This window comes from Nonomuraea endophytica, from assembly GCF_014203235.1.
GTDB lineage: Bacteria > Actinomycetota > Actinomycetes > Streptosporangiales > Streptosporangiaceae > Nonomuraea > Nonomuraea endophytica.
Genome location: NZ_JACHIN010000002.1, coordinates 799,882 through 821,418 on the forward strand (window position 1 = coordinate 799,882; position 21,537 = coordinate 821,418).

At 70.3% G+C, this 21,537-nt stretch carries 18 protein-coding genes; 5 read left to right on the forward strand and 13 right to left on the reverse strand.

From position 1 onward, the window contains the following. Window positions 1–7: 7 nt before the first annotated feature. The 4 genes from ilvN to HNR40_RS11790 form a co-directional block, all read right to left on the reverse strand. Window positions 8–532 carry an acetolactate synthase small subunit gene (ilvN, locus tag HNR40_RS11775; RefSeq protein WP_184960445.1) on the reverse strand — a complete coding sequence of 175 codons (525 nt, stop codon included), beginning with the start codon at window positions 530–532 and terminating at the stop codon, window positions 8–10. Then, on the reverse strand, window positions 532–2,265 hold the full coding sequence (locus HNR40_RS11780) for an acetolactate synthase large subunit (RefSeq protein ID WP_184960446.1): 1,734 nt from the start codon (window positions 2,263–2,265) through the stop codon (window positions 532–534). The genes ilvN and HNR40_RS11780 overlap by 1 nt, the downstream gene beginning before the upstream one ends. 215 nt (window positions 2,266–2,480) lie before the next feature. After that, a complete protein-coding gene (locus HNR40_RS11785) occupies window positions 2,481–5,120 on the reverse strand; it encodes a putative bifunctional diguanylate cyclase/phosphodiesterase (RefSeq protein WP_312896291.1) in 2,640 nt (879 codons plus the stop codon). 178 nt (window positions 5,121–5,298) lie between these two features. After that, a complete protein-coding gene (locus HNR40_RS11790; RefSeq protein ID WP_184960447.1) occupies window positions 5,299–6,207 on the reverse strand; it encodes a 2-hydroxyacid dehydrogenase in 909 nt (302 codons plus the stop codon). 38 nt (window positions 6,208–6,245) lie between these two features. Between HNR40_RS11790 and HNR40_RS11795 the strand changes: the two genes are divergently transcribed. Continuing rightward, entirely contained in the window at window positions 6,246–7,271 is a 1,026-nt protein-coding gene (locus HNR40_RS11795; protein WP_184960448.1) for a PQQ-dependent sugar dehydrogenase, read from the forward strand. Here the strand turns inward: HNR40_RS11795 and HNR40_RS11800 are convergent. The 3 genes from HNR40_RS11800 to HNR40_RS11810 form a co-directional block, all read right to left on the reverse strand. Then, on the reverse strand, window positions 7,252–9,222 hold the full coding sequence (locus tag HNR40_RS11800) for a VanW family protein (RefSeq protein WP_184960449.1): 1,971 nt from the start codon (window positions 9,220–9,222) through the stop codon (window positions 7,252–7,254). The genes HNR40_RS11795 and HNR40_RS11800 overlap by 20 nt on opposite strands. 90 nt (window positions 9,223–9,312) lie before the next feature. Beyond that, window positions 9,313–9,963 carry a response regulator gene (locus tag HNR40_RS11805; RefSeq protein ID WP_184960450.1) on the reverse strand — a complete coding sequence of 217 codons (651 nt, stop codon included), beginning with the start codon at window positions 9,961–9,963 and terminating at the stop codon, window positions 9,313–9,315. After that, complete coding sequence (locus HNR40_RS11810) at window positions 9,960–11,519, reverse strand: ATP-binding protein (protein WP_184960451.1); 1,560 nt, start codon at window positions 11,517–11,519, stop codon at window positions 9,960–9,962. The genes HNR40_RS11805 and HNR40_RS11810 overlap by 4 nt, the downstream gene beginning before the upstream one ends. Window positions 11,520–11,655: 136 nt before the next feature. Here HNR40_RS11810 and HNR40_RS11815 point away from each other — a divergent pair, with 136 nt between their 5' ends. The 3 genes from HNR40_RS11815 to HNR40_RS11825 are packed head-to-tail and all read left to right on the forward strand — an operon-like array spanning window position 11,656 to window position 14,663. Next, window positions 11,656–12,630 (forward strand): Bug family tripartite tricarboxylate transporter substrate binding protein, encoded by a 975-nt coding sequence (locus HNR40_RS11815; RefSeq protein WP_184960452.1) that lies wholly within the window; start codon window positions 11,656–11,658, stop codon window positions 12,628–12,630. After that, window positions 12,630–13,136, forward strand: a complete 507-nt coding sequence (locus HNR40_RS11820) for a tripartite tricarboxylate transporter TctB family protein (protein ID WP_184960453.1) — start codon at window positions 12,630–12,632, stop codon at window positions 13,134–13,136. The genes HNR40_RS11815 and HNR40_RS11820 overlap by 1 nt, the downstream gene beginning before the upstream one ends. Window positions 13,137–13,139: 3 nt before the next feature. Beyond that, window positions 13,140–14,663: a tripartite tricarboxylate transporter permease gene (locus HNR40_RS11825; protein ID WP_184960454.1), complete on the forward strand. Its 1,524-nt coding sequence runs from the start codon at window positions 13,140–13,142 to the stop codon at window positions 14,661–14,663. 423 nt (window positions 14,664–15,086) lie between these two features. Here HNR40_RS11825 and HNR40_RS11830 read toward each other — a convergent pair whose 3' ends face one another. Further along, window positions 15,087–15,404, reverse strand: a complete 318-nt coding sequence (locus HNR40_RS11830) for a type II toxin-antitoxin system PemK/MazF family toxin (RefSeq protein WP_312896292.1) — start codon at window positions 15,402–15,404, stop codon at window positions 15,087–15,089. After that, window positions 15,401–15,694, reverse strand: coding sequence for a hypothetical protein (locus HNR40_RS11835; protein ID WP_184960455.1), 294 nt, complete (start codon window positions 15,692–15,694; stop codon window positions 15,401–15,403). Before HNR40_RS11835 ends, HNR40_RS11830 begins: the two co-directional genes overlap by 4 nt. On the opposite strand from HNR40_RS11835, the gene HNR40_RS11840 reads away from it, so the two are divergent. After that, complete coding sequence (locus tag HNR40_RS11840; protein WP_221340218.1) at window positions 15,693–16,241, forward strand: hypothetical protein; 549 nt, start codon at window positions 15,693–15,695, stop codon at window positions 16,239–16,241. The genes HNR40_RS11835 and HNR40_RS11840 overlap by 2 nt on opposite strands. Before the next feature lie 451 nt (window positions 16,242–16,692). On the opposite strand, the gene HNR40_RS11845 is transcribed toward HNR40_RS11840, so the two are convergent. The 4 genes from HNR40_RS11845 to gatC form a co-directional block, all read right to left on the reverse strand. Then, on the reverse strand, window positions 16,693–18,021 hold the full coding sequence (locus tag HNR40_RS11845) for an MFS transporter (RefSeq protein WP_246508817.1): 1,329 nt from the start codon (window positions 18,019–18,021) through the stop codon (window positions 16,693–16,695). Between the two features lie 148 nt (window positions 18,022–18,169). Next, a complete protein-coding gene (gene gatB, locus HNR40_RS11850; RefSeq protein WP_184960557.1) occupies window positions 18,170–19,657 on the reverse strand; it encodes an Asp-tRNA(Asn)/Glu-tRNA(Gln) amidotransferase subunit GatB in 1,488 nt (495 codons plus the stop codon). A 5-nt stretch (window positions 19,658–19,662) separates the two neighbouring features. Then, window positions 19,663–21,153, reverse strand: a complete 1,491-nt coding sequence (gene gatA, locus HNR40_RS11855; RefSeq protein ID WP_184960457.1) for an Asp-tRNA(Asn)/Glu-tRNA(Gln) amidotransferase subunit GatA — start codon at window positions 21,151–21,153, stop codon at window positions 19,663–19,665. Further along, window positions 21,150–21,449, reverse strand: coding sequence for an Asp-tRNA(Asn)/Glu-tRNA(Gln) amidotransferase subunit GatC (gene gatC / locus HNR40_RS11860; RefSeq protein WP_184960458.1), 300 nt, complete (start codon window positions 21,447–21,449; stop codon window positions 21,150–21,152). Before gatC ends, gatA begins: the two co-directional genes overlap by 4 nt. Window positions 21,450–21,537: the final 88 nt, after the last annotated feature.

The following is a 21,537-nucleotide window of genomic DNA, read 5'->3' on the forward strand; positions in this document are numbered from 1 at the left end:
AAACCTTTCAGGCGGTACGGTCCAGTGCCCTGAGGGACCGGTCGGTGATGGAACGGGCGCCGCGGCCGATGGCCACCATGCCCGACTGGACGAGCTCTTTGATGCCGAACGGCTCGAGCACCTTCACGAAGGCCTCAAGCTTGTCCGGCGTGCCGGTGACCTCGATGGTCACCGCGTCGGCCGCCACGTCGACGCAGCGGGCGCGGAAGAGCTGGACGAGTTCGAGCACGTGCGAGCGGCTGTCGGCGTCGGCCTTGACCTTGATGAGCATGAGCTCGCGCTGCACGGACAGCGAGGTGTCCAGCTCGACGATCTTCAGGACGTTCACCAGCTTGTTGAGCTGCTTGGTGACCTGCTCCAGCGGGAGTTCTTCCACGCTGACCACGATCGTCATTCGGGAGATGTCGTCGTGCTCGGTGGGCCCGACGGCAAGTGAGTCGATGTTGAAGCCTCGCCTGCTGAACAGCGAGGAGACGCGTGCCAGCACGCCGGGCTTGTTCTCCACCAGCACGGAGAGCGTGTGTCTGCTCATCAGTCCTCGCTGTCCCAGACCGGGGCCATGTCCCGGGCGATCTTGATGTCGTCGTTGCTGGTGCCCGCGGCCACCATCGGCCAGACCATAGCGTCCTGGTGGACCACGAAGTCGACCACGACGGGCACGTCGTTGATCTCCATGGCCTTCTTGATGGTCGCGTCCACGTCTTCGGGGCGTTCGCACCGCAGACCGACACAACCATAGGCCTCGGCGAGCTTCACGAAGTCGGGGATGCGGCGGGTGGTCTGCAGGTCGGTGTTGGAGTAGCGCTTGTCGTAGAACAGGGTCTGCCACTGGCGGACCATGCCGAGGTTACCGTTGTTGATGACCGCGATCTTGATCGGCACGCCTTCGATGGCGCAGGTGGCCAGCTCCTGGTTGGTCATCTGGAAGCAGCCGTCGCCGTCGATCGCCCACACGGTCGCCTCGGGCCGGCCCATCTTGGCGCCCATCGCGGCCGGAACGGCGAAGCCCATCGTGCCGAGCCCGCCGGAGTTGATGAACGTGCCCGGGTTCTCGTAGTCGATGAACTGCGACGCCCACATCTGGTGCTGCCCGACCCCGGCCACGTAGTACGTCTCCGGCCCGGCGATGGCGCTGAGCCGCTGCATCACGTACTGCGGGGCCAGCGAGCCGTCCTCGAACTCGTCGTAGCCCAGCGGGTAGGTCTCCTTGTAGCCGTTGAGCAGCGTCCACCAGTCGGTGTAGTCGCCCTTGCCGGCGGTCCCGACGGCGCCGATGAGGTCGGTGATGACCTCCTTGCAGTCGCCCACGATCGGGACGTCCGCGTGGCGGTTCTTGGAGATCTCGGCCGGGTCGATGTCCGCGTGCACGATCTTGGCGTGCGGCGCGAACGTGGACAGCTGGCCGGTCACCCGGTCGTCGAAGCGGACGCCGAGGCCGACGATCAGGTCGGCCTTCTGCAGCGCGCCGACCGCGGAGACGCTGCCGTGCATCCCGGGCATGCCCATGTGCTGGGGATGGCCGTCGGGGAAGGTGCCGCGCGCCATCAGCGTGGTGATGACCGGGATCTCGGTCAGTTCGGCCAGCTGCAGCAGCTCGGCCGACGCGCCCGCCTTGTGCACGCCGCCGCCCACGTAGAGGACGGGGCGCCGCGACTCGGCGATGAGCTTGGCGGCCTCGCGGATCTGCTTGGAGTGCGGCCGCGTCACCGGGCGGTAGCCGGGCAGCTGCATCGTCGGCGGCCAGTGGAACTCGGTCTGCGCCTGCAGCGCGTCCTTGGAGATGTCCACCAGGACCGGACCGGGACGGCCGGTGGAGGCGATGTGGAAAGCCTCCATGATCGTGCGCGGGATGTCCGCGGCATCGGTCACCAGGAAGTTGTGCTTGGTGATCGGCATGGTGATGCCAGAGATGTCGGCTTCCTGGAAGGCGTCCGTGCCGATGGCGGCGCTCGCCACCTGTCCGGTGATGGCCACGATCGGCACCGAGTCCATGTAGGCGTCGGCGATCGGGGTCACCAGGTTCGTCGCGCCGGGGCCGCTGGTGGCCATGCAGACGCCGACCTTGCCGGTCGCCTGTGCGTATCCCTCGGCCGCGTGGCCGGCGCCCTGCTCGTGGCGTACGAGCACGTGCCGGACCTTGACCGAGTCGTAGAGGGGATCGTAGGCGGGGAGGATCGCTCCGCCGGGAATCCCGAACACGGTGTCGACTCCCACGTGCTCCAGGGCCCTGACCAGGGCCTGTGCACCTGTCATCCGTTCGGTCATCGGCTCGTTCCTTAAAGGCCAGACACTTAAGGACATAAAAAATGCCCCTCCCCACCGGGGGGTGGGACTGGGGCGGCGCGCAGGTCGAAGTGCTTCGCTATCGGCCCGCGCGCCGGCGAAGTACTACGAGAATCTCACTGCGAAGCATGCTGCCACCTTAGCCGCTCAATGGCCCACAGTGTCAACTTGCTGGACAGCTATCTCATTATTTGGGATCACAGCGCCGACTGCAGGCTGGTGCGCATCAGGGTGTCGACCCCCCGCGCCGCCATCGGCCGCGCCACCAGGAAGCCCTGGCCGCGCGTGCAGCCCATCTCCCGCAGCTTCTCCAGCTGCTCGGGGCGCTCGATGCCCTCGGCCACGACGATCAGGCCCAGGTCGTGTCCCAGACGGACGATCGTCCTGGTCAGCAGCGTCAGCGTCTCGTCGCGGCCCAGGCCGGAGACGAAGCTCGGGTCGATCTTGATCATGTCGACCGGGAGCTGCCGCAGGAACGCCAGCGAGGCGTAGCCGGTGCCGAAGTCGTCGATGGCCAGCCGTACGCCCAGAGCACGCAGCTCCGACAGCCGGGAGATCGTCTCCTCGGCGTCCTCCACCAGCATCTCCTCGATCACCTCAAGGGTCAGCGCGGAGGCCGGCAGCCCGCTCTCCTCCAGGGCCTGCGAGACCGTCTCGACGAAGCGCGGCGCGGTGATCTGCCGGGCCGAGAGGTTGAGCGACAGGCCGATGTCCCAGGAGGACGCCCGCCAGGCGGCCACCTCGCGGCAGGCCTCGCGCAGGATCCACTCGCTCAGCGGCACGATCAGCCCGGTGTCCTCGGCGGGGCCGAGGAACTGCTCGGGCGGCACGAACGTCGAGCCGCGCCACCAGCGCACCAGCGCCTCCACCGCGGTCACCCGCGAGGTCGCCAGGTCCACCACCGGCTGGTACTCGATCGCGAACTGGTTCTCGATCAGCGCCCGCTGCAGGTCGGCGGCGAGTTCGAGGCGGCGCACCGCGTCGGCGTGCATCTGCGCGGCGAACACCTCCACCCGCCGGCCGCCCAGGTCCTTCGCCCTCGCCATGGCCACGTCGGCGTTGCGCAGGAGATCGCCCGCGGGCATCTCCTCCTCGGCGAAGGCCACGCCCACGGACGCGGTCAGCGCCACGTCGCGGTCGGCGACCCGGAAGGGCTCCTGGGAGACCGCGCGCAGCAGGCGCTCGGCCACGTCCACCGCGAGCTGGGCCTCGCCGCCGGTCTCCACCAGCACCGCGAACTCGTCACCGCCCCAACGGGCGAGCGTGTCCTCGGGGCGTACGACGCCGCGCAGCCGTCTGGCCGCCTGGCCGAGCAGGGTGTCGCCGCTGGCGTGGCCCACCGAGTCGTTGACCGAGGTGAAGCCGTCGAGGTCGAGGAAGATCGCGGCCTGCCCTGAGACCCGTCCCGCCACGACCTCGCGGGTGCGCTCCTCGAAGTAGGAGCGGTTGGGCAGCCCGGTGACGCCGTCGTGGAAGGTCAGGTGGACGACCTGGTTGCGCAGGGCCTCTTCGTCGCTGATGTCGCGGGTGGTGATCAGCAGCACGTCCTCGCCGCCCACGTGGCGGGTGGCCACCGACTCGGTGGGCCGCCAGGTGCCGTCGGCCGCGCGTACCCGGCAGGCGATCAGGCAGGCGCCGGGCTCCGCCGTGTCCTCGTCGAGGCCCATGGCGCGCAGCGCGATCTGGATGCCGGGCAGGTCTTCGGGGTGGATGTAGTCGAAGATCGAGCCGCCGACGATCTCGTCGGGGCGGTAGCCGTACGTGACCTCGACGCCCGCGCCGATCTCGCGCACGGTGCCGTCGTAGTCGCACAGCAGCACCACGTCGCCCGAGCTCTCGGCCAGCTCGCGCAGCTGCCGGTCGCCGAGCGCGACCAGCCCGCGCAGCCGCGCGTGCGAGGTCGCCAGCACGAACAGGCGCAGCACGAGGATCAGCACCACGGAGGCGGCGACCACCACGACGCCGGTGACCGGACGGTCGCGGCTGCCGGCCAGGTGGGCGGCGAGCACGACGACCGAGACGGCCACCAGGGCCAGCGGGACCAGCGCGAGCAGATCGGACACGGCGGCGGCGCTCGCGGGCCGCTCGTCGTCGGTACGGCGCACGCCCCAAGGGGCCGCCGCCAGCAGCAGGAACGCCACCGGCGCCAGCACGAGGCTCCACGTGGGCGGGGCGCCCTCGCCGAGCCTGGCCACGGCGGAGGCGGTCTCGGCGACCGTGGTCGTGGCCAGGACGCCGATCCCGGCCAGCCCGAGCGGCAGGCCGGAGAGCGTCCCCTTGACCACGACGGGGATGGTCGCGCAGGTCACCAGCAGGCAGACCATGGCGGGCAGCAGCATGAAGGTGAAGCCGGGCGAGCTTTCGGCGTAGACCTGGCGCAGCGCGACGACCCAGCCGATGAGGAAGAGCGCGGCCGTGCACAGGTAGGCGTCGATCAGGTAGCGCAGCGCCGCCTTGGCGGTGGTCCTGCGTCCCGAGGCGATGATCGCCCCGCCCGCCATGAGGACGGCGCCGACCAGCACGAGCAGGTCGGCGAAGCTGAGGATGAAGCTGGAGGCGGTGGCTATCGGGCGCACGCCGACACCGGCCGACCACACCACGGCGCCCGCGCCCAGCCAGCGCGCCCCGGCCGCGTGCCGTGCGTCGCCCGACCTGAACGCGCTCACCAGCAGGGAGACCGCCGCCAGCAGCGCCGCCGTCAGTCCCGCGATCGCGCCGGTCACCAGCGCCGGCCCGCCCACCGCCAGCGCAATGGCGAAACCGGCCGCGCCTATGGCGGCGGCGGCCGTAATCGGCGCCCGTGGGTCACGCCAGCGGATCACAGTCCTTGCCCTCACATCGACAGTGTGTGCGGTGCCGGGTACGCGGGTGGTGACAACGCCGATGTCGTCACCGATCTGATAACCACACAGACCGAATTGCTCTCGAGTCCTCCTTGACTGAGAGTCAAGAGGGCCCAATAGACGACTACCGTACGCACCGAAGGTCACGGACCAGCCACGTTCCGGATTCCTCTCAATACGTGTCGGAAATGACGTTGTTAAGCGGCTCGCCCGCCAGATAGCGCAGCAGTTGCGAGCGCACCAGGCGCAGCATGCGCCGCCCTGACGCGGGGGTGCTGCCCGCGACGTGCGGGGTGATGAGCAGGCCGGGAGCCGACCAGAGCGGGTGCCCTTCCGGCAGCGGCTCGGGGGCGGTGACGTCCACGGCCGCCTTGAGCCGGCCGGACTTCAGCTCGGCCACCAGGGCGTCGGTGTCGACCACGCCGCCCCTGGCCGCGTTGACGAGCAGCGCGCCGTCCTTCATCCGGGCCAGGAACGCCGCGTCGACCATGCCCGCGGTGTCGGCGGTGGCCGGCACGAGCAGCACGACCACGTCGGCCCGCGGCAGCAGTTCGGGCAGTTCGTCCATGCCGTGCACGCCCTCGCGCGCGGTGCGGGCCACCCGGACGACGTCCACCTCGAACCCGTCGAGCCGCCGCTCCAGCGCGCCGCCGATGGACCCGTAGCCGACGATCAGCACCGTGGAGTCGGCCAGGACCCCGGTGTGGTGATAGGTCCAGGCGCCCCTGCGCTGCGCGTCCACGAACTCGGGGAACTCGCGCAGCACCGCGATCATCGCGCCGACCGCCCACTCGGCGGTGCCCGCGTCGTGGACGCCGCGCGCGTTGCAGAGCACCGCGCCCTCGGGCATGTTCGGCCGGTACGGTTCCACCCCCGCGGTGACCGTCTGCACGAGGCGCAGCGAGGGCATCTTGGCCAGCGTCCCCTTGACGTCGCGCGGCGTGATCAGCGGCGGCACCCACACCTCGACGTCCTCGATCCCGTCCGGCAATTCCCCCTTCCCGTCATAGACCACGCATTGAACGCGAGGCAGGTCGGAAAGGACGTCAATCATGGCTTCTGACGGCACCCAGATCTTCATGCCGAGAACCTTACGACCCGGGGGTCAGTATGGAAGGCATGAGGAAGCTCTGGTTGATCGTCCTGCTCGCGCTGGCCGGGTGTTCCACCGGCGGCGCGGTGACGCCCGCGGCCAACGTGCCCGCCGCCCCGCCGCCCGGTGAGCCACGGGTGGTGGCCTCCGGCCTGAGCGTGCCGTGGGGCATCGCGTTCCTGCCCGGCGGGGACGCCCTGGTCACCGAGCGCGACAGCGCAAGGCTGCTCCGGGTGACGGCGCAGGGCAAGGTCACCGAGGTGGCGAAGATCTCCGAGGCCAGTCCGGGCGGCGAGGGCGGCCTGATGGGCGTCGCGGTCAAGGACGACTTCGTCTTCCTCTACTACACCGCTGCCGAGGACAACAGGATCGTCCGCTACCGCCTGAGCGGTGACACGATCGCCGAGCCGAAGGTCCTGGTCGACGGCATCCCCAAGGCCGGCATCCACAACGGCGGCCGGCTCGCGTTCGGCCCCGACGGCTTCCTCTACGCCTCGACCGGCGAGGCGGGCGAGCGCCCCCTGGCCCAGGACCCGGACTCGCTGGGCGGCAAGATCCTGCGCATGGGCGTGGACGGCGACGCCCGGATCTACACGCTCGGCCACCGCAACGTCCAGGGCATGGCCTGGGACGAGAAGGGCCGCATGTACGCGTCCGAGTTCGGCGCCAGCTCCTTCGACGAGGTCAACCAGATCGTCGAGGGCCGCAACTACGGCTGGCCGCAGGAGGAGGGCCAGGGCGAGGACGCCGCGTTCGCCGACCCGATCGTCACCTGGGGCACCGGCGAGGCGTCACCGTCCGGCATGGCCTACGCGGCGGGCTCGCTGTGGGTGGGCGCGCTGCGCGGCGCCCGGCTGTGGCAGGTCCCGCTGGACGCCGAGGGCCGGCCGGGCAAGCCGGTCGCGCACTTCGAGGACACCTACGGCCGGCTGCGCGCGGTCGCCGTGGCCCCCGACGGCACGCTGTGGGTGGGCACGAGCAACAAGGACGGCAGGGGCTCGCCCGCCCAGGACGACGACAGGATCCTCGCCGTCACTCCACGTCGTTCCTAGCGGCGCAGGTGACCTGGGCCTGCGGGCGGTACTCGGTGGTCACCTTCTTGTCCCGCTTGACTTCCTTGCCGTTGTCGTAGAAGACGCGGGTGACGTCTACGGTGAAACCCTGCTGGCCGACGGTCGGCAGGCAACCGGCCTCGCTGCTGCTCTGGCGGCGGAACGGGGTGACTTCGCGGCGGTCGGAGACGACGGCCTCGACCTTGTCGTAGCGCCTGGTGCTCCACAGCGTGACCGTGACCGAGGTGGGTGAGTAAGCGGTCTTGATCAGCACGCCGTACTGGGAGTTGTTGACCCAGGTGAAGTCGCGGCGCGGGTAGAGGACGGCCACGTCGCGGCCCTCGGGGTAGCGGGGGGCGTGGTAGTCCATGGGCGTGTGCTCGCCGTTCTCGAAGCCGCCGAGGAAGACCGCGTTGTAGAGCGTGGTGGCGAACTGCGAGCCGCCGCCGCCCACGACGTTGACCATCCGGCCGCCGACGACCTGCGGGGCTTCGAGGTAGCCGGCCTCCGTGGTCGGCTGGCCCATGGCCTCGTTGAAGGAGAAGGTCTTGCGCGGCAGCACCATCGTGCCGTCGAGCTGCTGGGCCATCTTCTGGATGTTGGACGCGCGCGCCTGGCAGCAGTCGAACAACGTGGTGAACGTCGCGACGCTCTCCTTGATCCCGAGCCCGCTCACCTCCGAGGTGCTGAGCTGCGGCTTGACCGCGCCGAGCGAGACCGCCAGCGTACGGCTGCCGCCCCGCGCCAGCACGCGGTTCAGGTCCTCGGCCAGCTTGCCGGCGTCCACTCCCCTGCCCTGGCGGGCCGGGACGAGCACGGGCCGGTTGTCGATGATCTGATACGTGGCGTCCGCCGGCCGCTGGGCCAGGTCGACCAGCTTGCCCTCGATGGGCTCCAGCGCCTTCTCCGCGTCGAACTCCGGCTTCAGCGCGCCCTTGCCGTCGGCGACGAAGGTGAGGTGGGCGGCGATGGCGGCGGGGCTGAGCTCGGCCTGCTTGCCGTCCTTGGTCAGGGTGACCGGGGCGGCGACCGCCCGCTTGGCGTCGGCGACGGCCCGCCGTACCGACTCCTCGGTGGTGTCGGGCTTGGCCGGGACCATGTTGAGCGCGACGTCGCCCTGGGAGCGCAGGAACGCGGTGCTGATGGCGCGCACGGCGGCGTCGCGGTCGAGGAGCAGTCCGTCCTGCGGCAGTACGGCGCGCGGACGCAGGCCGGAGAAGACGACGCGGCCCTCCTTGGGCGCCTTGTCCACGGATTCCGCGAGGCCCTCGACGGTCCTGGCGAGCTGGGCGGCGTCGATGGAGATCTTGGGCTGGAGGTCGGTGGTGCCGGTCATGGCCCGCCAGACCTCGGCGGGGGTGGGGAAGCCGCTGGGGGCCTCGCCGATGGTGGCGACCACGTCGAGTTCGAGTCCGGCCTCGTCGGGCTGGATGCTCTCCTCGCGCCCGCCCATGCTGACGGTGACGGGCCGGTCGAGCCGGGCGGCGAGCTCGGCGCGGAGCTTGTCGGCGGCCTGGGTGACGGTCAGCCCGCCGATGTCGATGCCGGCGACGCGGGTGCCGCGCAGCACCGAGCCGGACATGACGACCGCGGGCACGAGGTAGGCCAGCAGGCCCAGGACCACGAGAACGAGCAGGAGCGTGGGCAGGATACGGCGGCGCTGCGGCTCGGGGTCGTAACTGGGCGGGCGGGGCGGCGGCTCGGCGGGCCGGAAGGACGCGGGCGGCTGGGGCTCCTGCATCGGCCAGGGCGTGGGCGGCGGGGCCACGGGCGGCAGTCCGCCGCCGGCGGCCGGCTCCGGCTTGGGTTCGGGCTGGCCGGTGGCGCCAAAGATGTCCCGTGAGACGCCAGGCGGCAGTCCCTCGACCTTCGGTGGCTTCTTGCCGGGCATGGGCAAGGGCACCGAGGCGAACGGGTCGGTCGGTGAATCGATCGGTCCGGCGCGCCGCACGCCTCTATCTCCTCCTGCTCCGCAGCCTCTCCTCAGGCAACAGTAAGGCACGGGTATCCCGGTATGTCACGGGAAATGGGTTATCTCGGGTCAACCAATCCAGCGGTAGCGGTGTTCTGGGCGGCCCGCGGTGCCGTACCTCGGACGGAGTTCCGCTTTGCCCACCGCGCACAGGTGCTCCAGGTACCTGCGGGCCGACACCCGCGACAGGCCCGCCAGCGCGGCCGCCTCGGCGGCCGACAGGTCCCCGGCCACGGCGCGCAGCGTGTCGGCTACCAGCTCGCACGTGGCCGACGACAGGCCCTTGGGCAGCGGCGTCTTGAGCGCGCCGAACAGCCGGTCGACCTCGTCCTGGCCGACCTCGGGGCCGAGCGCGGTCAGCCGCTTCCTGCTCGCGGCGTACTGGCTCAGGCGGTCGGTCAGCGCGGCGGCGGTGAACGGCTTGATCAGGTAGTTGACCGCGCCGCTGCGCATCGCCTCCCTGACCGTGGGCAGGTCGCGGGCGGCGCTGATCATGAGCACGTCCACGTCGTTCAGCGCCTTGAGCACGTCGAGGCCGGACAGGTCGGGGAGATAGATGTCGAGCAGCACCAGGTCGGGGCGGAAGCGGCGGACGGCCTCCAGCGCGTCGTTGCCGGTGTGGGCCGCGGCCACGACCTCGAAGCCCGGTATCCGCGCGACGTAGCCGCTGTGGATCCTGGCCACCATGAAGTCGTCGTCGACGACCAGCACCTTGATCATGGCAGCAGCGCGGTGAAGACCGCTCCTCCCTCGTTGCGTACGTTCACCCAGCCACCCCTCCGCAAACACGCCTGCCTGGTCAGCGCCAGCCCGAGCCCGCGCTGACCGGCGCGCGCGGCCTTGGTGGTGAAGCCCTCCCTGAAGACCTCCTCGACCAGGCCGGGGGTGATGCCCGGGCCGGAGTCGCCGACGCGCACGTGCAGGCCGTCTGCGTCCGCCCGCACCGAAACCTCGATCGTGCCGGGGGCGCCGTCGAGCGCGTCGATGGCGTTGGCCACCAGGTTGCCCACGACCAGGACGGCGTCCTGCGGGTCGCCGAGCACGCCCTCGGGCACGTCGGAGTCCTCGGCCAGCTCCAGCGTCGCGCCGCGCTCGGCCGCCTCGGCCGACTTGGCCAGCAGCAGGGCGGCAAGGGTGGGGTCCTGGACGCGTTCGCGCATGCCGATGGCGTAGGTGCTGCGGGTGGATCTGGTGATGAAGGAGATCGCCGCCTCCTGCTCGCCCAGATCCAGCAGGCCGACCACGGTGTGCATGCGGTTGGCGAACTCGTGGGCCTGCGCCCGGAGGGCCTCGGTGGCGCTGCTGGCGTCGTCCAGGTCGCGGGCCAGCCGTACCAGCTCGGTCCTGTCGCGCAGGGTGACCACCCAGCCGCGGTGCTGGCCGCGCACCGAGACGGGGGTGCGGTTGAGCACCAGCACCCGGTCGCCGTGCAGGACGATGCGGTCCTCGCCCGGGTCGGCGCCGCCGAGCACGTCGCGCATGCGGTCGGAGACCGGCATCGCGGTAAGGTCCTCGCCGACCTCGCCGAGCAGTTCGCGGGCGGCGTCGTTGACGAGCGTGACGCGGCCGGTGAGGTCGAGGGCGAGCACGCCCTCCTTCACGCCGTGCAGCACACCCTCGCGCTGCTCCAGCAGCGCGGCGATCTCGCGCGGCTCCAGGCCGAAGGTCTGCCTGCGCACACGCGCGGTGATCAGGGCCGCCGCGGCGGAACCGGCGAACAGCACGGCCAGCGCCGTCCACAGCAGCGGCGGCAGGGTGTCGAACAGCTGCTCGCTGACCGTGGCCTCCAGCACGCCGACCGAGGTCAGGCCGATCACGGTGCCGTATTCGTCGAAGACCGGCGCCTTGCCCCTGACGGTGGTGCCGATGGTGCCGGTCTCGGTGCCGACCCAGGTGCGGCCGGTCTCGATGACGCCGCTGCCGTCGGTGGACAGCTTCCGGCCGATCAGGGTGGCGTTGGGGTGCGCGTAGCGGGTCTGGTCGCGGTTGGCGATCACGACGTAGTCGGCGCCGGTGGCCTGCTGGACGCTGACGGCGAGCGGCTGCAGCACCTTTTCCGGATTTTTCGCGTTAAAGGCCTCGCGGACCTGCGGCATGCCCGCCACCGACTGGGCGATGGCCAGGGCGCGCTGCTGGTAGCGCGAGTTCAGCTGGGTACGCGTGTGCCCGGCCCACACGACGGCCGTACCCCCGACGGCGAGCAACACGATCACCATCTGGAGCACGAACAGCTGGGTGCCGAGCGAGGCGTTTGTGACCCTCCTCACGCGCTTCATGGAAACAGGCCCAGGTCACGGGCGGGTAGCGACCAATACGAACAAAAAGACGGCAAGTGCGAAAAGACTCGACCGGACGGGGTTCTCGGCTCACCATCGCAGTTCACCGAACGTGAGAACCCCCCTTGGAGTGATCATGCGCTTGCGCATATTCGCCGCGGTCGCGGCCCTTTCCGTGGCCACGCTGTCGGCCTGCGGCAACAGCGGCGGCACGAGCGCCTCCGGCAGCGGCACGCTGAAGATCATGGCGCCCGCCAACGCCGGCGGCGGCTGGGACCAGACCTCGCGCACCGCCGAGCAGGCGATCAAGCAGGCCGACCCCTCACGCAAGGTCGAGGTCTACAACGTGCCCGGCGCCGGCGGCACCATCGGCCTGGCCCAGTTGGCCGGCGAGAAGGGCAACGGCAGCCTGCTCATGACGATGGGCCTGGTCATGGTCGGCGCCATCGAGCAGAACAAGTCCAAGGTCACGCTGTCGGACACCACGCCGATCGCCAAGCTGACCGAGGAGTACGAGATCATCGTCGTGCCCGCCGAGTCCAAGCTCAAGACCGTCGCCGACCTGGTCGCGGCGTGGAAGGCCGACCCGAAGACCGTCTCCATCGCGGGCGGCTCGGCCGGCGGCACCGACCACATCCTGGCCGGGCTCATGGCCAAGGCCGCGGGCGTCGACCCCAAGCAGATCAACTACGTCGCCAACTCCGGCGGCGGCGAGGCGCTCAACCTCCTGCTGGGCAACAAGGCCACGATCGGCATCTCGGGCGTCGGCGAGTTCGCCGAGCAGGTGAAGGCCGGCAAGCTGCGCGCCCTGGCCGTCAGCTCCCCGCAGCGCCTGCCCGACCTCGACGCGCCCACGATCAAGGAGGGCGGCCTGGACGTCGAGATCGCCAACTGGCGCGGCATGGTCGCCCCCGGCGGCCTGTCCGACGCCGACAAGAAGGCGCTGACCGACCTGGTCACCAAGATGCACGCCTCGCAGGCGTGGAAGGACGCGGTCGCCAAGAACGGCTGGATCGACTCCTTCCAGACCGGCGACCAGTTCGCCACGTACCTCAACTCCGAGCAGACCCGGGTCAAGTCCATCATCGCCGAGATGGGGCTCGTCTCCTGATGGAGCCCACGCAGAGCAAGAAGCGGGGCTGGTGGCGACCCGAACTCGGGTTGGCGCTGGCCCTGCTGGCCGTCGGCGTCTACGTGATCGCCGGCACCCTGAACGTGGAGGCGGCGACCTCCGTCGTCGGCCTGGGGCCGAGGTTCTTCCCCATGCTGGTCGGCGGCGCCATCACCGTCGTGGGCGTCTTCTACGTGATCGACGTCGTGCGCGGCGGCCGCGGCGACCCCGAGGAGAGCGAGGACATCGACGCCGACGCCCCCGCCGACCTCAAACAGGTCGGCCTCGTCGGCGGCGTCTTCCTCGCCTTCACCGCGCTGCTCGACACGCTCGGCTGGGTCATCGCCGGCAGCCTGCTGTTCTTCGGCCTGTCACTGGCACTCGGCGCCGAGCACCGCGTCCGCGCGGCGGTCATCGCCGTGGTCCTGGGCCTCGGCACCTACCTCGCCTTCGTCAAGGGCCTCGGCGTGAACCTGCCCGCCGGCCTCCTGGAAGGGGTGATCTGAGCCATGGACTCCCTCCAGCTCCTGCTCGACGGCTTCGCCTCCGCGCTGACCCCCATCAACCTGCTGTACGCGCTGGTCGGCGTCACCCTCGGCACCCTCGTCGGCGTCCTGCCCGGCATCGGCCCGGCCATGACGGTCGCGCTACTGCTGCCGGTGACGTTCACCGTGCCGCCGGCCAGCGCGTTCATCATGTTCGCCGGCATCTACTACGGCGGCATGTACGGCGGCTCCACCACCTCCATCCTGCTCAACACCCCCGGCGAGTCCTCCTCCATGATCACCGCGCTGGAGGGCAACAAGATGGCCAAGCGGGGCCGCGCCGCCCAAGCGCTGGCCACGGCCGCCATCGGCTCGTTCGTCGCGGGCACCCTGGCCACCGGCCTGCTCGTGGTGGCGGCCCCGGCCGTGGTCGCGTTCGCGATCGCCTTCGGCCCCGAGGACTACTTCGCCCTCGCCATCCTGGCCTTCACCGCGGTCTCCTCGGTGCTGTCCCGCTCGGTCGTACGCGGTCTGGCCTCGCTCGGCTTCGGCCTCGCGATCGGGCTCGTCGGCATCGACCAGCAGACCGGGCAGGCCAGGCTCACGATGGGCATCCCGCAGTTGTTCGACGGCATCGACGTGGTGATCGTCGCGGTGGGCCTGTTCGCGCTGGGCGAGGCCCTGTACGTGGCGTCCCGGCTACGGCACGTGCCGCCGGAGGTCATCCCCGTCGGCCGCGCGTACCTGGGCCGCGCCGACTGGGCGCGCTCCTGGAAACCGTGGCTGCGCGGCACCGCGCTGGGCTTCCCGTTCGGCGCGCTGCCGGGCGGCGGCGCCGAGATCCCCACCTTCCTGTCGTACGCGACCGAGAAGAAGCTGGCCCGAGGCGTAGCCCGCGAGGAGTACGGCAAAGGCGCCATCGAAGGCGTAGCCGGCCCGGAGGCCGCCAACAACGCCTCCGCCGCCGGCACCCTGGTCCCCCTCCTCAGCCTGGGCCTGCCCACATCCGCCACCGCCGCGATCCTCCTCGCCGCCTTCCAGCAGTACGGCCTGCAACCCGGGCCCCAGCTCTTCGACCACAACCCGGCCCTGGTCTGGGGCATGATCGCATCCCTGTTCGTGGGCAACGCGATGCTGCTGGTGCTCAACCTGCCATTGGCGCCGCTCTGGGCAAAGGTGCTGCATGTGCCGCGGCCGTACCTTTATGCGGGGATCGTGATGTTCGCCGCGCTGGGCGTCTACGCCCTGAACGCCTCGGCCGTGGACCTGATCGTCCTCTTCGTACTGGGCCTGCTCGGCTGGGCGATGCGCCGCTTCGGCCTGCCGGTGGCGCCCGCGGTGATCGGCATGATCCTGGGCCCGATGGCCGAAATCCAGCTCCGCCGCGCCCTGGCCATCGGCGCAGGCGAGGTCACCGTCCTGATCAAAAGCCCGATAGCGATAGTTCTACTCCTGCTGTCCGCACTGGCACTACTGACCCCGCTCTTAAGAAAGCTGATGGCACGACGCCGCGGCGAACGGATCACACCTGGATCACACCCCGAATAGGAATGCTGATACAGGGCATCACCCAGGTGGTTCCTGGGGAAAGACGTTGCGGCCCCGCCGACCTTGTCCACCGGCGGGGCCACAAACACGGTCTTCCCCATCAGCGCGCTCCGCGCGTGGTGATTCCAGGCGCGTCTCCAGCCGACCTGAACCCCTGAAGGTCGCCCTTCCGATCGACCGTTCCTAAGGTCCCACCCGTCGCCCAGCTAAGTGGTCGGCCAGTTGGAGCCCACCCTGGTTCAGAGGCGCTCCGCTTCGCTTCGCGCGTACTTCCAGTCGGGCTGGCGCCCGACCCCGCGCCGGTCCTCGCTACGCTCGGGCGTTCTGATCGTGCGCGCCTACGGCGCGGGCTTGCGCGCACGTAAGCAGGCGCGAGGCCCATCGGTCTCCACGCCGAAGCGGCGGAGCATCGGCGCGCTTTCATCAGAGGGCCAAGGCCCGTGCCAAGCCCTTGCCGACTTCACTCATGGTTGCCAGGCTGAGCGCACCCATGTCGCGCTGGATCTCGTCACGGAACATGGGGCTCAGATCATCGCAGATGACGAACCCCGCCAGCGGGTCATTGGGGCCGAGAGGAATCCACGACGGAAGGTCTCTTCGCGTGGTCGTGATCCGGGCGACGATGACGTCATCGATAGCCTTGTTGCGAGCGTTATTGGACACCACCAGCCATGGCTTGCGGCCTTGCCCGAGATCGGCTTCGTAGACGCGTCCACGTAGAGGGATGATCAAGTCGCTCACTGGCCACGGTCCCGCCTGCGGTTGCGCATAGCAGCGCGGTAATCCAGATCTTCCTCGCTCATGTCATCCGCCCAAGCCGTGTAGCCGGTAATGGCAACCTTCTCCTCTACGGCAGCGCGTCCCGCTGCGAGCAGTGCGGATAGCAGTGCGGCCTCCGAGGCTTCCTCGGCGAGCTCCCGATCGGAGAGCCTGCTCAGCGTCGCACGGTAGGCGTCACTGTCCCGTAGGTGGGACAAGAACTTGGTGTCTTCTGCATCCAGGGGTACGGTCTGGCGCTTCACGCTCATCATGCATCAGATTATACATTTGATTCTGCCGCAGATGTTGCACCACTGGATCGATCGCGCACGGTTCGCATGGTTCCCGCAGGCCCCACATCACGCCGTGCACCCGCGTGATACGCGGGAGGCGAGGCTCGTGGTGCAGGGCGCCGGGTCGGGGATGCCGGTCTCGCCGGCGGTGAAGATCGTGGCGTTCCGTGGACTACAGGAGGCCGCGGCCTGCCGCATGCTGGCCACACTCCCCGGCGTCATCGTGATCGACAATGTGTCCGACCAGGCCGGCCTGGTCGGGGTGACCCTTCAACTGCCCACCTCCGGCGGCCGGATCCAGCTCGTCATCGACCGGCAGAGCGGTGACCTGCTCGCGGTCCAGCACGTCGGGGCCCATACCGGGACTGAGGCCAGGCGTGCCGTGGTCGGCCTCGATCATCAAGCAGGTCGGCTGGGGCGCCACCCGCCCGGTGCCGCCGCCCGGCTGCAAGGGCACCTACTGAGGACCCGCTCAGAGACTGTCGCCAAGGACTCAAGTGCCGGTCTAAAGCGGGGCCGCTCCTGAGTGCGCTGACCCAGGCGGCCAACCGCAAGCAGCGCGGCTCTCGGAGCGGTCGCGCTGCTCGGCACGCAGCGCTCAGGCCACGGCGCGCGGGTCGGTGCGTGTGGGGGGGCCGGGGTGCGCGAGGCCGTGATGCGGGGGCTCGGGGGCTCGGGTCCGAAGGGCGCGGGTCCGAAGGGCGCGGGTCCGAAGGGCGCGGGTCCGAAGGGCGCGGGTCCGAGGCGCGGGCCCGGGAGGCGCGTGGTGCGGGTCGGGTCGGGGTGGGTGAGGGGTTGGAGTGGGTGAGGGGTTGGAGTGGGTGAGGGGTTGGAGTGGATGAGGGGTTGGAGTGGATGAGGGGTTGGAGTGGATGAGGGGTTGGAGTGGATGAGGGGTTGGAGTGGATGAGGGGTTGGTCGGGCATGGGAGAGCCGGGCGCCTGGGGTGGGCGTCCGGCTCTGGCATTGAAAGGGGGTCAGGCGGCGGTGGCTACCGCGGTCTTCTGGTGGCCTGGGGTGGTGACGCCGAAGCGGGGGGCCACCCACAAGCCGGCCAGCGCCATCACCAGCGTCGCCGCGAACACGGTCCAGTAGCCCGAGGCCGCCGCCGTGAACAGGGCGCTGGTGACCGCGACCGCCACCACCGAGAAGACCGCCTCGCCCACCTGCAGCGACGAGGAGTTGGCCCCCTGCTCGCCGGGCGAGGACAGTTCGAGGGTGAGCACCGAGAGGGTCGGGTACACCAGCCCCATCCCGAATCCGGCGATGATCCACGACGGGTACGCCAGCCAGATCGGCACCGGTTCGAAGGTGACGGCGCCCATCAGCAGGATGCCCAGGGCGATCATGGCGGTGCCGCCGCGCAGGTTGGTCATCCGGCTGAAGACTTCGCGGCCCTGCAGCCACGAGGCGAGCGACCAGGTCAGGGCGCCGCCGGTCAAGGCGATGCCGGCGACGAAGGTCGACAGCCCGCGCTGGCTGATCAGCATCAGCGGGATGATCACTTCGGCGGCGAAGAAGGCGCCGGTGGCCAGGCCGCGCAGGGCGACGACGGAGGGCAGGCCCCTGGCGGCGCGCAGTGTGCCGGCGGGCAGCAGCCTCGGCAGTGCCAGCGCCAGGACGACCAGGCCGGAGACGAGGAGGAGCACCTGGCCTTGGCTGCCGTACTGCATGAGGCCGGCGCCGACGGCGGTCACCGCGGCCCAGCCGAGCTTGCCGAGCATGCCGGGGGCGGTGTCGGCCTGTCCGCCGGAGACCGGCTGGCCCACCAGGCCGCGGAACAGGAACAGTGCCGCGATCGCGGTCAGGATCGGCACGCCCAGGAAGACCCAGCGCCATCCGGCGGTCTCCACGACGACTCCGACGATGGCCGGTCCGACCATGGACGGCACCACCCATGCCGTCGCGAACAACGAGAAGATCTTCGGGTGCAGCGACTCGGGGTAGGTCCTGGCCACCACGACGTACAGGGCCACCTGGACGAGCGCCCCGCCGAAGCCCTGCACGAGGCGTCCGGCGATCAGCATCTCCATGCTCTGCGCGAACCCGGCCAGCCCCAGGCCGCCGGCGAACGTCACCGCTCCCGCCCAAAGCGGAGCGAGCGGCCCGCGGAGGTCGGCCCATCGGCCGCCCAGGACGGTTCCGATCACACCGGCGGCCATGGCGCCGCTGAAGGCCAGGCCGTAAAGCTCAAGTCCACCCAGTTCGCGGGCGACGACGGGCATGGCGACCGCGACCGCCATGTACTCGAAGGCGACGAGGGACACCATCGCCACCAGGCCAATTGTCAATGCTGTGCGCTTCATGCCCTGAAAGTACGGCGGCGCCGGGGATAGCACATCGTGCCGTGGACCTAGGCCCCTCTGGGCCAATAGTCCTAGACCTTCTATATCCAGAATAACCGGAATGACGGCCAGAGCAAGGGCCCCGCCGCGACGGCAGGGCCCTTGGGAACTACTCGGAGACGCCCAGCTTCTCCAGGATCAGCTGCCGGGCGCGGCCGGCGTCGGCCTTGCCTCGACTGGCCTTCATGACGCCGCCGACCAGCGCGCCCACCGCGGCGATCTTGCCGGAGCGGATCTTGTCGGCCACGTCGGCGTTGCCGGCCAGGACCTCGTCGATGATGGCCGACAGCTCGCCCTCGTCGTTGACGATCTCCAGGCCGCGCGCGGCCACGACCGCGTCGGGCGTGCCCTCGCCGGCCAGCACGCCTTCCAGCACCTGGCGGGCCAGCTTGTCGTTGAGCGAGCCGGAGGCGACCAGCTCGGTCACGCGGGCGATGTCGGCCGGCGTGATGGGCAGGTCGGCCAGCGTGGTGGCGCTCTCGTTGGCGCGGCGGGCCAACTCGCCCATCCACCACTTGCGCGCGTCGGCCGCCGGGGCGCCCGCCGCGACCGTCGCCTCGACCAGGTCGATGGCGTCGGCGTTGTGCATGGCCTGCATGTCGAGGTCGGACACGCCCCACTCGGCCTGCAGCCGTTTGCGCTTGACCAGCGGCAGCTCGGGCAGCTCCGCCTTGAGCCTGGCCACCCACGCCGCGTCGGGCGCGATGGGGACCAGGTCGGGCTCGGGGAAGTAGCGGTAGTCCTGCGCCTCTTCCTTGGAACGGCCCGGCGTCGTGGTGCCGGTGTCCTCGTGGAAGTGCCTGGTCTCCTGGATGATCTTGCCACCCTCGGCCAGGATGTGGGCCTGCCGTTCGATCTCGGAACGGACCGCCCGCTCGACGCTGCGCAGCGAGTTGACGTTCTTGGTCTCGGTGCGGGTGCCCCACTCGGAGGAGCCGCGCGGCATCAGCGAGACGTTCACGTCGCAGCGCATGGACCCTTCCTCCATGCGTACGTCGGAGACGCCCAGCGCCCGCATGATCTCGCGCAGCTCGGTGGCGTAGGCCTTGGCCACCTCGGGCGCCATCCGGTCGGTGCCCGGGATCGGCTTGGTGACGATCTCGACCAGCGGGATGCCGGCGCGGTTGTAGTCGACGATCGAGTAGTCGGCGCCCTGGATGCGGCCGGTGGCGCCGCCCACGTGGGTGGACTTGCCGGTGTCCTCCTCCAGGTGCACGCGCTCGATCTCGACGCGCACGGTCTCGCCGTCGACCTCGACGTCGAGGTAGCCGTCGAAGCAGAGCGGCTCGTCATATTGCGAGATCTGGTAGTTCTTCGGCATGTCCGGATAGAAGTAGTTCTTCCGGGCGAAGCGGCACCACTCGGCGATGGAGCAGTTGAGCGCCAGGCCGATGCGGATCGTGGACTCGATCGCCGCCTCGTTGGCCACCGGCAGCGCGCCGGGGAAGGCCAGGCAGGTCGGGCAGACCTGCGTGTTGGGGGCGGCGCCGAAGGTGGTCTTGCAGCCGCAGAACATCTTCGAGGCGGTGCCGAGCTCGACATGGGTTTCCAGGCCGAGAACGGGCTCGAACCGGCCCAGCGCCTCGTCAAAAGCCATCACGGTCATAGCGCGGGCGCCTCCTTCAGCAGCGGGCCGCCCCAGCGGCTCTCCAGGGCCTTCTCGACCGCGGCGGCGACCCGGTAGCAGCGGTCGTCGCCCAGCACCGGAGCCATGATCTGCAGGCCGACCGGCAGGTCGTCCTCGTCGGCCAGGCCGCACGGCACCGAGATGGCCGCGTTGCCCGTCAGGTTCGACGGGATCGTGCACAGGTCGGCGAGGTACATCGCCATCGGGTCGCCGGTGCGCTCACCGAGCTTGAACGCCGTGGTCGGCGTGGTCGGCGAGATCAGCACGTCCACCTGCTGGTAGGCGGCCTCGAAGTCGCGCGAGATGAGCGTGCGGACCTTCTGGGCCTGGCCGTAGTAGGCGTCGTAGTAGCCGCTCGACAGGGCGTAGGTGCCGAGCATGATGCGCCGCTTGACCTCGGGGCCGAAGCCGGCGGCCCTGGTCAGCGCCATGACCTCCTCGGCGCTCCTGGTGCCGTCGTCGCCGACGCGCAGGCCGTAGCGCATGGCGTCGAAGCGCGCGAGGTTGGACGAGCACTCCGACGGCGCGATGAGGTAGTAGGCGGGCAGCGCGGTGGTGAAGGTCGGGCAGGAGACCTCGACGACCTTGGCGCCGAGCGACTCCAGCAGCTCGACGGCGTCGTGGAAGCGGTTGAGCACGCCCTGCTGATATCCCTCGCCGCCGAACTCCTTGACGACGCCGATGCGCATGCCCTGGACGTCGCCGTGGCGGGCGGCCTCGACGACGGCGGGCACCGGGGCGTCGATGGAGGTGGAGTCCATCGGGTCGTGCCCGGAGAAGACCTCGTGCAGCAGCGCGGTGTCGAGCACGTTGCGGGCGAACGGGCCCGGTGTGTCGAGCGAGCTGGCGAAGGCGATGACGCCGTAGCGGGAGGAGCCGCCGTAGGTGGGCTTCATGCCGACGATGCCGGTGACCGAGGCGGGCTGGCGGATGGAGCCGCCGGTGTCGGTGCCGGTGGACAGCGGCGCCTCGTAGGCCGCCACCGCCGCCGACGAGCCGCCGGACGAGCCGCCCGGGGTTCGGGTGAGGTCCCACGGGTTGTGCGAGTCGCCGTAGGCGGAGTTCTCCGTGGATGAGCCCATCGCGAACTCGTCGAGGTTGGTCTTGCCGAGGATGACCAGACCAGCCGCGCGCAGCCGCGCGGTCACGGTCGCGTCGTACGGCGGCCGCCACCCCTCAAGGATCTTGGACGCGGCGGTCGTCGGCATGTCATGGGTGGAGAAGATGTCCTTGTGCGCGATCGGCACACCGGCCAGCGGCCCGAGCTTCTCCCCCGCGGCCAGCCGGGCGTCGACCGCCCGCGCCTGGGCCAGCGTGACCTCGCGGTCGACGTGGAGGAAGGCCTTGACCTTGGGCTCGACCTCGGCCATCCGGTCGAGGTGCGCCTCGGCCACCTCGGCGGAGGAGGTCTCGCCGGCGGCGATGAGCGCGCCCAGCTCGGCGGCCGTCTTGTGGATGAGACTCATGCTTCCTCCCCCAGGATGCGCGGAACCCGGAAGCGGTCGTCCTCGACGGCCGGCGCCCCGGCCAGGGCTTGCTCGGGCGTCAGGGACTGTCGCACCTCGTCGGCGCGGAAGACGTTGGTCAGCGGAAGCGCGTGCGACGAAGGCGGCACGTCCTCGGCGGCGACCTCGGCGACCTTCGCGACAGCCTCGATGATCGCATCGAGCTGCGTGGCGTAGTGGTCGAGCTCGTCGTCGGAGAGCGCCATCCTGGACAGCCGGGCCAGGTGGGCGACCTCGTCGCGGGTTATGGCGGACATGAGTCGTTGAACCCGTTTCTGGATGGAGTTTGGACACTGTCATCCTAGGGGGCTCGGGCAAGCGGGACCGAACGGTTTGCGGGGCCTG

Coding starts and splice junctions, on each gene's coding strand:
- ilvN (WP_184960445.1), bottom strand. CDS start 532: ATGAGCAGACACACGCTCTCCGTGCTGGTGGAGAACAAGCCCGGCGTG.
- HNR40_RS11780 (WP_184960446.1), bottom strand. CDS start 2,265: ATGACCGAACGGATGACAGGTGCACAGGCCCTGGTCAGGGCCCTGGAG.
- HNR40_RS11790 (WP_184960447.1), bottom strand. CDS start 6,207: ATGAAGATCTGGGTGCCGTCAGAAGCCATGATTGACGTCCTTTCCGAC.
- HNR40_RS11795 (WP_184960448.1), top strand. CDS start 6,246: ATGAGGAAGCTCTGGTTGATCGTCCTGCTCGCGCTGGCCGGGTGTTCC.
- HNR40_RS11805 (WP_184960450.1), bottom strand. CDS start 9,963: ATGATCAAGGTGCTGGTCGTCGACGACGACTTCATGGTGGCCAGGATC.
- HNR40_RS11810 (WP_184960451.1), bottom strand. CDS start 11,519: ATGAAGCGCGTGAGGAGGGTCACAAACGCCTCGCTCGGCACCCAGCTG.
- HNR40_RS11815 (WP_184960452.1), top strand. CDS start 11,656: ATGCGCTTGCGCATATTCGCCGCGGTCGCGGCCCTTTCCGTGGCCACG.
- HNR40_RS11820 (WP_184960453.1), top strand. CDS start 12,630: ATGGAGCCCACGCAGAGCAAGAAGCGGGGCTGGTGGCGACCCGAACTC.
- HNR40_RS11825 (WP_184960454.1), top strand. CDS start 13,140: ATGGACTCCCTCCAGCTCCTGCTCGACGGCTTCGCCTCCGCGCTGACC.
- HNR40_RS11840 (WP_221340218.1), top strand. CDS start 15,693: ATGCATCAGATTATACATTTGATTCTGCCGCAGATGTTGCACCACTGG.
- HNR40_RS11835 (WP_184960455.1), bottom strand. CDS start 15,694: ATGATGAGCGTGAAGCGCCAGACCGTACCCCTGGATGCAGAAGACACC.
- HNR40_RS11845 (WP_246508817.1), bottom strand. CDS start 18,021: ATGAAGCGCACAGCATTGACAATTGGCCTGGTGGCGATGGTGTCCCTC.
- gatB (WP_184960557.1), bottom strand. CDS start 19,657: ATGGCTTTTGACGAGGCGCTGGGCCGGTTCGAGCCCGTTCTCGGCCTG.
- gatA (WP_184960457.1), bottom strand. CDS start 21,153: ATGAGTCTCATCCACAAGACGGCCGCCGAGCTGGGCGCGCTCATCGCC.
- gatC (WP_184960458.1), bottom strand. CDS start 21,449: ATGTCCGCCATAACCCGCGACGAGGTCGCCCACCTGGCCCGGCTGTCC.